We start from the raw sequence: 10099 nt of genomic DNA on the forward strand, positions 1-10099 counted from the left end.
ACCTGCGTGATCGACTCGACGCCGGACATGAACTGGGGGAACGACTCGAACTGCGTCCACTGGTCGTAGGCCGTGCGCACGGGCACGTCGACGTCGATGGACTTCTGGATCTGGCTCATCTGGTCTCCTCAGAGGTTGACGGTCTCGTTCTTGCCCGGGAACTTGTCACTGTCGCCGGTCGCGGCGGCGGCGGCCATCCCCACGAGCCGGACGACCTTGCTGGACGGGCTCTCCCAGTACTCCGCGCTGTCGGCGTGCACCTTGATGAGGGTGAGGCCGGGGGTGTCCAGGCCGTCCTCGAACCACGCCTTGAGCGGGGCCGACCACAGCTCCTCCGCCTTGGCCCGGTCGTGGACGACCTCGGCGGTGCCCGACACCGAGGTCCACTCGCTCTGCTTGGAGTTGGCGAAGCCGACGTTCACCTCCGGGTGGACGCTGATCTGGGCGACCTTGTCGGAGTCCTGGTAGGCGAAGAACCACAGGTCGCCGTCGAACTCGGTCCGTTGCAGGGCCATCGGGCGACTGACGTGACGGCCCTCGGACGTCATCGTGGTCAGCATGCCGATCTCGGCGCGCTTCACGAGCTCGCCCACGTGCTGGGTGGGGGTCTTCTCGCTCATCGGGATCCTCTCACTGCGACTGAATTCGTCATGACGGGGTACCCGAAGGAGCCGCGCCTAAGCAGCGTGTCGAGGATTCCCTCTGCAGCGTGTGGAGGTCCCCCGCGCCCCGGCGTACGACGGCGCCTGCCGGAGTGCGGGCGGCCCGGCGATAGGCTGCCCGGCATGTCGAGCGCCCCGGCCCAGCCGCCTGCCCAGGAGCCGGCACAGGGGCCGGCACAGGAGCCGGGCCGGGCCCGCCGCGTGGTGCTCGTCGTCGGCTCCGGTCGCAGCGGCACGAGCGTGATGGCCGGCACGCTGCGCACCCTCGGGCTCCACGTGCCGCAGCCCGAGGTGGTGGCCGACGCCACCAACCCCAAGGGCTTCGGCGAGCCGCAGTGGGCCGTCGACCTCCACCACGAGCTGCTCCGGCGCAGCAACGTGCAGGTCTCCGACGCGCGCCCGCAGGCGTGGCTCGAGGCCGGCCGGGTCAGCGCCGACCACGCCGTCCGCGAACGGGTGACGACGTGGCTCGCCGAGCAGCTCCGGGCCGGCGACGAGCTCGTGGTCAAGGACCCGCGGGCCGCGTGGTTCCTGGGCCTGTGGCGCGCCGCGGCCGCCCGCAACGACGCCACGTCGTCGTACGTCACGATGCTGCGGCCCGTCACCGAGGTGGTCGGCAGCAAGCAGGCCTACTACGGCGCCGACCAGAACGGGGTCACCCGCACCGCGGCGTGGATCAACATGATGCTGCACACCGAGCGGGCGACCCGCGGGGAGCAGCGTGCCTTCGTGCGGTACGCCGACATGCTGGCCGACTGGACCGTCCCGGTCTTCCGCATCGGCGACCGGTTCGACCTCCACGCGGTGAGGACGGCGATGGCCAACGACATCCGGGAGGTGCACTCCTTCATCGACCCGACGCTGCGCCGGGTGACCCTCACCTGGGACGACGTCGAGGTGCCGGCCCGCCTGCGCGACCTCGCCGACGAGACGTGGCAGGCGCTCGACGGGCTGGCCGACGAGGGCGGCGACACGCCGGCGGCGCACGAGTCGTTCGACCAGCTCCGCGTGGCCTACGCCGACATGTACGCCGAGGCGGAGGCGTTCGCGCACTCCACCGCGCTGGCCGCCCGCCGCGAGGGCGCCCGCTCCGCGCCTCCCGTGCCCGCCCCGACCAGCCGCATCGACGCGGTGCCGCACGCGGTGCGCGCGCTGGTGCCGCCCGCCGCCCGCACCCGCATCCGGAAGGCGCTGGGGCGTGAGCGCTGACATCACCACGCTCGAGGGCCTGCCCGAGTACGACGTCACCTGGCCCTGGCACGCGTCGGGGGAGCAGGGCGGCCGGCTGCGCCCGGGCCTCACCTGCGTCTTCCGGGTCCGCAACGAGGCGCGCAACCTGCCGTGGGTGCTGCCACCCGTCCTCGACGCGGTGCAGCACGTGGTGCTCGTCGACAACGGGTCCGACGACGGCACGCCGGAGGTGGCGCGGCGCATCGCCGAGGAGCGCGGCGCGGGGGACCGGTTCACCGGGCTGTCCTACCCCCACCGGGTGGCCCGGGCCGGAGCCGAGCACCTCGCGACGCCGGCGACGAGCGTCCACTCGCTCACGCACTTCTACAACTGGTCCTTCAGCCACGTGCGCACGTCGTACTCCATGAAGTGGGACGGCGACATGGTGCTCTCCCCGGAGGGTGCGCAGATCCTGCGCGACCTGGCCTGGCAGCTCGAGACCAGCAGGGCCATCGTGGCGATCCCGCGGCACCCGCTGACCGTGGTCGACGAGTCGACCGGCTGGCTCGACCTGAGCCTGAGCTTCCTGGAGCCCTGGATCTACCCGATGGGTCCGCAGTACACCTACGTGAAGGCCTTCGACTGGGAGCTGCGCGAGTACCCCCGCGACACGCGCAGGATCGTCCTGCCGCAGGGCCTCGTGGCGGAGGTGAGGTGGCACGACACCGACGAGTTCGCCCACTGGCGGCGCGACGGCGTCGACTTCACCAACACCCGGCTCTACCGCAAGCTCCGCGAGTTCGAGGTGGACGGGGCCATCCGCACCGGCACCCCCCTCAAGGGGCTGGTGAAGGTCACCGCGCCTCCCGGCGTCCACGTCATCGACCACGTGACCCGCACCTGGCTGCAGGAGCAGCCGCGACCCCTGGTCGACCACTCCCTGCCCGAGGCGCTGTCGCTCCGAAGGTCGAGACCGTGACGAACCCGCTCGACAGCTTCCTGGCCAACGCGGCCGCCCCGGTGCTCGTCGTCACCGCGGACGACGCGGTGGTGGCCGCACTCCCCGACGGCATCGACGGGTACGTCGCGCTCTCGCAGGTGCAGCCGGACACCGTGGTGAGGCGTGGCTGGCGGTCGGTCCTGCTGGTCGCCTCCGACCGGGCGGCCCTGCGCCGGGCGGCCTCCGCGATCCCCCGGCTCGGCCAGTGCCGCACGATCGGCGTCTGGCTCACCGAGGGCACCGGCCCGCTGGTGCTGCACCCCCGCGGCGAGTGGGCGCCGCTCTCCAGCCTCAACGCCCGCCCGCTCGACGTCGGCTTCCTCACCGTCGCCCGCTTCGACGCGCCCGTGGGCGCCCACCAGGTGCTGGCGGAGCTCGCGCGCCAGGCCGTGCCCGGCACCGACGCCACCCACGGCGGCGTCGTCGTGGCGTACGCCGGCCGGCAGGGCCTGCCGGGCCTCGACGTCCGGGCGCCGCTGCTCGGCTCCGTCGCCGAGGCCGGCGACGCGGACCGTGACGTGCCCCCCGACGTCGTGGTCGTCCGCGGCCCCGACGACGGCCCGGTCGCCTCGCACCACGTGATCGACCGGGCGCCCACCGTCGTGGCGGAGCCGGGGCTCGAGCCGGTCGACGAGATGGTGTTCAACCCGGTCGGCTGGCGCAAGTCCTGGGACCACCCCGTCGTCGACCTGCTCACGCTCGCGCCCGGGCCCGCCGGGGTCACCGAGGCGGCCGTGGCGCGGGCGCGGTCCCACCAGGGGGTACGGGTCGACCTCGGCAGCGACGACCCGGCCCAGGTGCTGCGGCTGGCCATGGCGGGGGTGCCGCTGGTGGCGACCGGCCGGCACCCGCTCCTCGACCCGGACCTGGTGCGGGCCGTGGTGGCCGACGGCGACCTCGACGACCCGCTCGCGCGCGAGGAGCAGGCGCTGCGGGTGCGGCGGCTCACCTTTGACTCCCACTCCACCCTGGCGTGGCGGTCCGGTGTCGGCCGGCTGGTCGGCGCACGCCACCCCGGTCTCCCGCCCGTCAGCGTCCTGCTCGCGACCCGGCGCCCCGAGCAGCTCGACTTCGCGCTGTCCCAGGTCGCGGCCCAGCGCGGCGCCGACGTGGAGCTGGTGCTCGCCACCCACGGGTTCGCCGCCGACCCCGCTCGCGTCTCCGCCGCGCTCGCGGGCGCGCCCCACGTGCTGCTCGAGCTCCCGCGGGAGACGTTCTTCGGCGACGTGCTCACCGCGGCCGCGGACGCCGCGTCCGCGCCGGTCCTGCTCAAGGTCGACGACGACGACTGGTACTCCCCCCACGCCGTGCACGACCTGCTGATGGCTCGCCGCTTCACCGGGGCGGACGTGGTCGGCATGCCCTCGGAGTTCGTCCACCTCCAGCAGGACGACGTCACCGTGCGGCGCAACCACCCCTCCGAGCTCTTCAACCGGTTCGTCGCGGGCGGCACGATGATGATCGACCGCCACACCCTGCGCTCGCTCGGCGACTTCCGGCGCGTGCGCCGCTTCGTCGACACCCAGCTGCTCGCCGGTGTGGAGGCGGCCGGCGGCCGGATCTACCGCACGCACGGGCTCGGCTACGTGCTGCGGCGCACCGGCGCCGGCCACACCTGGACCATGGACGACGACCAGTTCCGCCGCGACGAGATCACCGACACGACGTGGCCCGGGTTCCGGCCCAGCGCCGAGATGCGGGCGGGCGGCTGATGCCGCGGCAGCCCGTCGTACGCCACAACGACTGGAGCGTGCTGGCCGCGCCCGCGCTGGGGGAGTGGCAGCCGACCAGGACCGTCACGATGGTGGTGCCGGCGTTCAACTACTCCCGCACGCTGCCGTACGTGCTCGCCGCGCTCGCGGCCCAGAGCTACCCGCAGCACCTGCTCGAGGTCGTCGTCGTCGACGACGGGAGCACCCCGCCGCTGGAGCTGCCGGAGGTACGGCCCGAGCGCACCCGCCTGCTGCGCGTGGAGTCCGGGTGGGGGCGGGCCAACGCGTGCCACCAGGGGGCGCTCGCCAGCGACGGCGAGGTCCTGCACTGGTACGACGCCGACATGCTCGCCCACCGCGAGGAGGTCGAGGCGCAGATGCGGTGGCACCATCTGGTCGACTACGCGGTGCCCGGTGGCGACAAGCGCTTCGTCGACCCCACCTCGCTCCTCGATCGGTCGCCCGCCGACGTGCGCGACACCGTGGCCGCCGGCGGCGCCGCCGACCTCTTCCCCGGCGAGGAGCACGAGCAGCACAGGTGGGTCGAGGGGTTCTGGCGGCGCACCGCCGACCTGACGAGGGCCGGGCCGCGTGCCCAGCGCGTGCACATCGGCATGACCGGATCGGTCACCCGCGACCTCTACCTCTCCTCCCGCGGCTTCGACCCCTCGCTGCGGCTGGGCGAGGACATGGCCCTGGGCCACGAGCTCGCCCAGGCCGGCGGCGTCTTCGTCGTCGACCGGGAGGCGATGAGCTGGCACCTCGGCCGCTCGCAGGTGCTGCGCCGGGCCGAGCAGGTCAACCGCTACAACGACCCCTACCTCGCCAACCTCGTGCCCGCGATGCGGCCCAAGCGCAACCGCCACGGCCGGGCCTACGAGGTGCCCTACCTCGAGGTCGTGGTGCCGGCCGGCCCCGCCGACGAGACCGTGCGCGTCGTCGACTCGCTGCTCGACTCCTCCGTGCCCGACCTGCGCGTGCTCGTCGTCGGGCCGTGGAGCGAGGTGCACGAGGAGCGCATCCAGCCCGTCGAGGACCCGGTCCTCGAGACCCGCATCGTGCACCGGTCCTACCGCGGCGAGCCCCGGGTCCGGCTGGTGCCGGCGCCCGACCCGGCCACCGACGCGGAGTTCCGGCTCACCCTGCCCGGCGTCGCCTTCGCCCCGTCGTACGACGCGATGGCGGTGCTGCTCGACGACCTCGAGCGCACCCATCACGGCCTGCGCGTCATCGCCCTCCCCGACGGCACCGCCGCCCGGCTGGAGCGCACCGCCGCCACTGCCCGCGTCGCCCGCCTCCTCGCCGACGGCGACGACCCCGACGAGCTGCTGGACGCAGCCTTCGGCGCCGCGACGTACGACGCCGCCCGGGTCGGGTTCGTCCCGGTGGCGGAGCGGGAGGTCGAGCGGTTCGTGCTGCGCGCGAAGCCGGCGATGGACGCCGCCGAGTCGGCGGCGCTCCTCGACGCGGCGCTCGGCGCCGTCCCGGCGGAGTCGCACCCGCAGCGCAAGCGGAAGCTGTGGCGTCGGTCCTGACGGTTGGTAGCCGTTGCAACGCCCTCGAACCGTTGGGATCCCCGGATATCCGGGGATCCCAACCACCGCGGGCGAACCCCCCGCTAGTCCGACCCGAACAGGTCCCGCGTGTAGACCTTGTCCGCCACGTCCTTGATCTCCCCGACCATCCGGTTGGCGACGATCACGTCGGCGACCCGCTTGAACTCGTCGAGGTCGCGCACGACCCGGGAGCCGAAGAACGTCTCCTCGCGCAGCTCGGGCTCGTAGACGACGACCTCGACGCCCTTGGCCTTGATGCGCTTCATGATGCCCTGCACGCTGCTCGACCGGATGTTGTCGGCGGACGCCTTCATGATCAGCCGGTGGATGCCGACGACCCCCGGGTTGCGGGTGAGGATGTCGGCCGCGACGAAGTCCTTGCGGGCGGTGTTGGAGGTGACGATGGCCTCGACCAGGCTCTGCGGAACGTCCTGGTAGTTCGCGAGCAGCTGCTTGGTGTCCTTGGGCAGGCAGTAGCCGCCGTACCCGAACGACGGGTTGTTGTAGTGCGTGCCGATGCGCGGGTCGAGGCCGACGGCGTCGATGATCTGGCGCGTGTTGAGGCCGCGCGTCAGCGCGAAGGAGTCGAGCTCGTTGAAGTAGGCCACCCGCATCGCGAGGTAGGTGTTCGCGAAGAGCTTGATGGCCTCGGCCTCCGTCGGCTGGGTCAGCAGGACCGGCACGTCCTTGTCGAGGGAGCCCTCGACGAGCAGGTCGGCGAAGCGGCGGGCCCGCTCGCTCTCCTCGCCCACGACGATCCGGGACGGGTGCAGGTTGTCGAGCAGCGCCTTGCCCTCGCGGAGGAACTCCGGGGAGAAGATGACGTTCTCGGTGCCGAGCCGGAGGCGCAGGTCCTCGACGTATCCCACCGGGATGGTCGACTTGATGACCATCGTGGCGTCGGGCGCCACGGACAGCACGTCGCGCACCACCTTCTCGACCGAGTCGGTGTTGAAGTAGTTGGTGACCGGGTCGTAGTCGGTCGGCGTGGCGATGACGACGTACTCCGCGCCGTCGTAGGCCGACGCCGCGTCGAGGGTCACGGTCAGCCGGAGGTCGCGGGTGGTGAGGAACTGCTCGATCTCGGAGTCGTGGATCGGGCTGACGCCGCGGTTGAGCCGGTCGACCCGGTCGGCGTCGACGTCGACGCCGACGACCTCGTGGGTCTGCGCGAGGAGGACGGCGATGGACAGGCCCACGTAACCCAGGCCGACGACGGCGATCTTGGTGCTCACCTGAGGCATTGTGCCCGAACCGTGGCGCGTCAGGCGCCGAGGCCGGTGGCCATCCGACGAACGATCAGTGTCAGCCGCTGCGGCGAGGTCGCGAGATTGAGCCGGGCGTGACCGGTGAGTCCCGAGTGGTACGTCGCTCCCTCCTCCAGCCACACCCGGCCGCGCTCGCGCATCACCTGCGCCGGCTGGTCGTGGCCGTAGGCGCGCAGGTCGAGCCACGCCAGGTACGTCGCCTCGAGCGGGCGCATCCGCGCTGCGGGCAGGTGCTCGGCCAGCAGCCGGCGCAGCAGTGCCCGCTGCTCGTCGAGGCGCTGCACCAGCGCGGCCAGCCAGGCGTCGCCCTCGGAGTACGCCGCGACGGAGGCCACCACGCCCAGCGACGACCAGGAGTCGTTGCGCGCCAGCGGCACGTCGAGCAGCCGATCGCGGGTGGCCGGGTCGGCGGTCACGACCTGCGCGCACCGCAGCCCGGGGATGTTGAAGGCCTTGGACGCCGAGACCAGCGCGACCGCGTGGTCGCCGGTGCCCTCGACGTCGAGGTAGGAGACGTGCGAGGCCCCCGGCAGCACCAGCGGGGCGTGGATCTCGTCGCTCACCACCCGGGCGCCGTGACGGAGCACCACGTCGCGCACCCCCTCGAGCTCCGCGCGGGTGAAGACCCGGCCCCAGGGGTTGTGCGGCTGGGTCAGCAGGAGCGTGCGGGCCCCGTCGGCGAGCAGCCGGTCGAGCCGGTCGAGGTCGAGCTCCGCCCGCTCGGCGTCCGGGTCCACGACGAGGTCGACCCGCCGGCGGCCGGTGATGGCGGCGATGTCGAGCTGCGGGGCGTACGCCGGCACCGGCATCACCACGGGTGCCTGCTCGCTGAGCACGTCGACGACGAACCGCATCCCGGCGGTCACGTCGACCACCGGCAGCACCTGCGCCGGGTCGACGTGCTGGCCGTAGTGGCGCTCGGCGAAGCCGGCGTACGACCGGGCCAGGTCGCCGTCGACGTCCAGCGGCGGGTAGCCGGTGACCCCGTCGGCCACCGCGGCGGTGAGCGCCTCGGTGATCGGCTCGGCCACCCGGTAGTCCATCTCCGCCACCCAGGCGGGGATCTCGTCGGCCGCGGCCAGCCCCCACTTGAGCCTGAGCGCCCGGCGGGCCTCCTCGTCGGTGAAGTCGCGGATCATGCGGGTCACGCTATCGGGCGCCCGTCGCGGGGTAGTCAGGTGCGAAATGGTCGTCCGGGAGCTCGGATCACCGCCATTCCGCGCCTGACTACCCCCCGCACTCCGGCGTTCACAGCGCCGCCACGACCTCCGTGCCCTGACGGATCGCCCGCTTCGCGTCGACCTCCGCGGCCACGTCGGCGCCCCCCACCAGGTGCACCGAGGGGTGGTCGAGGTCGTCGAACACCGATCGCACCGAGTCCTGCCCGGCGCACACCACCACGGTGTCCACCGCCACCAGGTGCTGCTCACCCTCCACGGTGTAGTGCAGCCCGTCGTCGTCGATCCGGTCGTACGTCGCCCCGCTGACCTGCTTGATGCCCGACTGCCTCAGCACCGCCCGGTGCGCCCACCCCGACGTCCTGCCCAGGCCGAGGCCGATCGGCGTGGTCCTGCGCTGCACGAGCGTGACCTCGCGGACCGGCGTCCGTGCCTTGGGCGAGGTGAGCCCGCCCGGGTGCAGGGTCGGGTCGCCGACGCCCCAGTGCGCCATCCAGTCGTCGAGGTCGTCGGCCGGGTCGTGGGTCAGCCAGTGGCTCACGTCGACGCCGATGCCGCCCGCCCCGATCACCGCGACCCGCCGGCCCGGGGTGACGGCGCCGCTCAGCACGTCGGCGTACGACGCGACGGACGGGTGCTCGATGCCCTCGATGGCGGGCATCCGCGGGGTCACGCCGGTGGCGACGACGACGTGGTCGAAGCCGGTGAGGTCGGCGGCGGCGGCGGCGGTCGAGAGGCGCACGTCGACGCCGAGGACCTCGAGGCGGCGCCTGTAGTAGCGCAGCGTGTCGCTGAAGTCCTCCTTGCCCGGCACCGCCATCGCCAGCCGGAACTGGCCACCGAGCTCGGCGGACCTCTCGAACAGGGTCACCGCCAGGTCGCGCTCGGCGGCGCTGACCGCGGCGGCGAGCCCGGCCGGTCCGGCACCCACGACGGCGACCGTCTGCGGGCGGCGTACGGGCATCAGCACCAGCTCGGTCTCGCGGCACGCGCGCGGGTTGACCAGGCAGGAGGCGCGCTGGTTGGCGAAGACGTGGTCGAGGCAGGCCTGGTTGCAGGCGATGCAGGTGTTGATCTCGTCGGCCCGGCCGGCTGCGGCCTTGGCCACGAACGCCGGGTCGGCGAGCAGCGGGCGCGCCATCGAGACCAGGTCGGCCTCGCCCGAGGCGAGGACCTCCTCGGCGAGCTCGGGGGTGTTGATGCGGTTGCTCGCGCACACCGGCACCGACACCTCGGCCGTGAGCCGGGCCGTCGTGCTGCGCCAGGCCCCGCGCGGCACCTGCGTGATGATGGTGGGCACCCGTGCCTCGTGCCAGCCGATGCCGGTGTTGAGCACGCTGACGCCGGCCTCCTCGAGCCGGTGCGCGAGATCGACGACCTCCGCCCAGCTCTGGCCGCCCTCGACCAGGTCGAGCAGGGAGATGCGGTAGACGATCGGGAAGTCGTCGCCGACGGCCTCGCGAGCCCGGCGCACGACCTCGACGGGGAACCGCATCCGCCTCTCGGGCGTGCCGCCCCACGCGTCGGTGCGGTCGTTGGTGCGCGCGGCGAGG

At 73.2% G+C, this 10099-nt stretch carries 9 protein-coding genes; 4 read left to right on the forward strand and 5 right to left on the reverse strand.

From position 1 onward, the window contains the following. Together QZX64_RS04260 and QZX64_RS04265 are read right to left on the reverse strand one after the other, a co-directional pair. Positions 1 to 119, reverse strand: a 119-nt coding sequence (locus QZX64_RS04260) for an SRPBCC family protein (RefSeq protein WP_295657265.1), incomplete at its 3' end; no start/stop codon positions are given. A 9-nt stretch (positions 120 to 128) separates the two neighbouring features. Further along, positions 129 to 620, reverse strand: coding sequence for a pyridoxamine 5'-phosphate oxidase family protein (locus tag QZX64_RS04265; protein WP_295657254.1), 492 nt, complete (start codon positions 618 to 620; stop codon positions 129 to 131). A gap of 165 nt (positions 621 to 785) precedes the next feature. Between QZX64_RS04265 and QZX64_RS04270 the strand changes: the two genes are divergently transcribed. The 4 genes from QZX64_RS04270 to QZX64_RS04285 are packed head-to-tail and all read left to right on the forward strand — an operon-like array spanning position 786 to position 6079. Then, positions 786 to 1871, forward strand: coding sequence for a sulfotransferase family protein (locus QZX64_RS04270; RefSeq protein WP_295657256.1), 1086 nt, complete (start codon positions 786 to 788; stop codon positions 1869 to 1871). Continuing rightward, complete coding sequence (locus QZX64_RS04275; RefSeq protein WP_295657258.1) at positions 1861 to 2811, forward strand: hypothetical protein; 951 nt, start codon at positions 1861 to 1863, stop codon at positions 2809 to 2811. Before QZX64_RS04270 ends, QZX64_RS04275 begins: the two co-directional genes overlap by 11 nt. Further along, positions 2808 to 4544 (forward strand): hypothetical protein, encoded by a 1737-nt coding sequence (locus tag QZX64_RS04280; protein WP_295657259.1) that lies wholly within the window; start codon positions 2808 to 2810, stop codon positions 4542 to 4544. Before QZX64_RS04275 ends, QZX64_RS04280 begins: the two co-directional genes overlap by 4 nt. Beyond that, positions 4544 to 6079 carry a glycosyltransferase family 2 protein gene (locus QZX64_RS04285; RefSeq protein WP_295657260.1) on the forward strand — a complete coding sequence of 512 codons (1536 nt, stop codon included), beginning with the start codon at positions 4544 to 4546 and terminating at the stop codon, positions 6077 to 6079. The genes QZX64_RS04280 and QZX64_RS04285 overlap by 1 nt, the downstream gene beginning before the upstream one ends. Positions 6080 to 6162: 83 nt before the next feature. On the opposite strand, the gene QZX64_RS04290 is transcribed toward QZX64_RS04285, so the two are convergent. The 3 genes from QZX64_RS04290 to QZX64_RS04300 all read right to left on the reverse strand — a co-directional run. Next, positions 6163 to 7344 carry a nucleotide sugar dehydrogenase gene (locus QZX64_RS04290; protein ID WP_295657261.1) on the reverse strand — a complete coding sequence of 394 codons (1182 nt, stop codon included), beginning with the start codon at positions 7342 to 7344 and terminating at the stop codon, positions 6163 to 6165. Between the two features lie 20 nt (positions 7345 to 7364). Next, positions 7365 to 8507, reverse strand: a complete 1143-nt coding sequence (locus QZX64_RS04295; RefSeq protein ID WP_295657262.1) for a MalY/PatB family protein — start codon at positions 8505 to 8507, stop codon at positions 7365 to 7367. A 109-nt stretch (positions 8508 to 8616) separates the two neighbouring features. Further along, the coding region (locus QZX64_RS04300) for an FAD-dependent oxidoreductase (RefSeq protein ID WP_295657263.1) at positions 8617 to 10099 on the reverse strand (1483 nt) is incomplete at its 5' end.

This window comes from uncultured Nocardioides sp. (genome assembly GCF_902805925.1).
Classification (GTDB): domain Bacteria; phylum Actinomycetota; class Actinomycetes; order Propionibacteriales; family Nocardioidaceae; genus Nocardioides.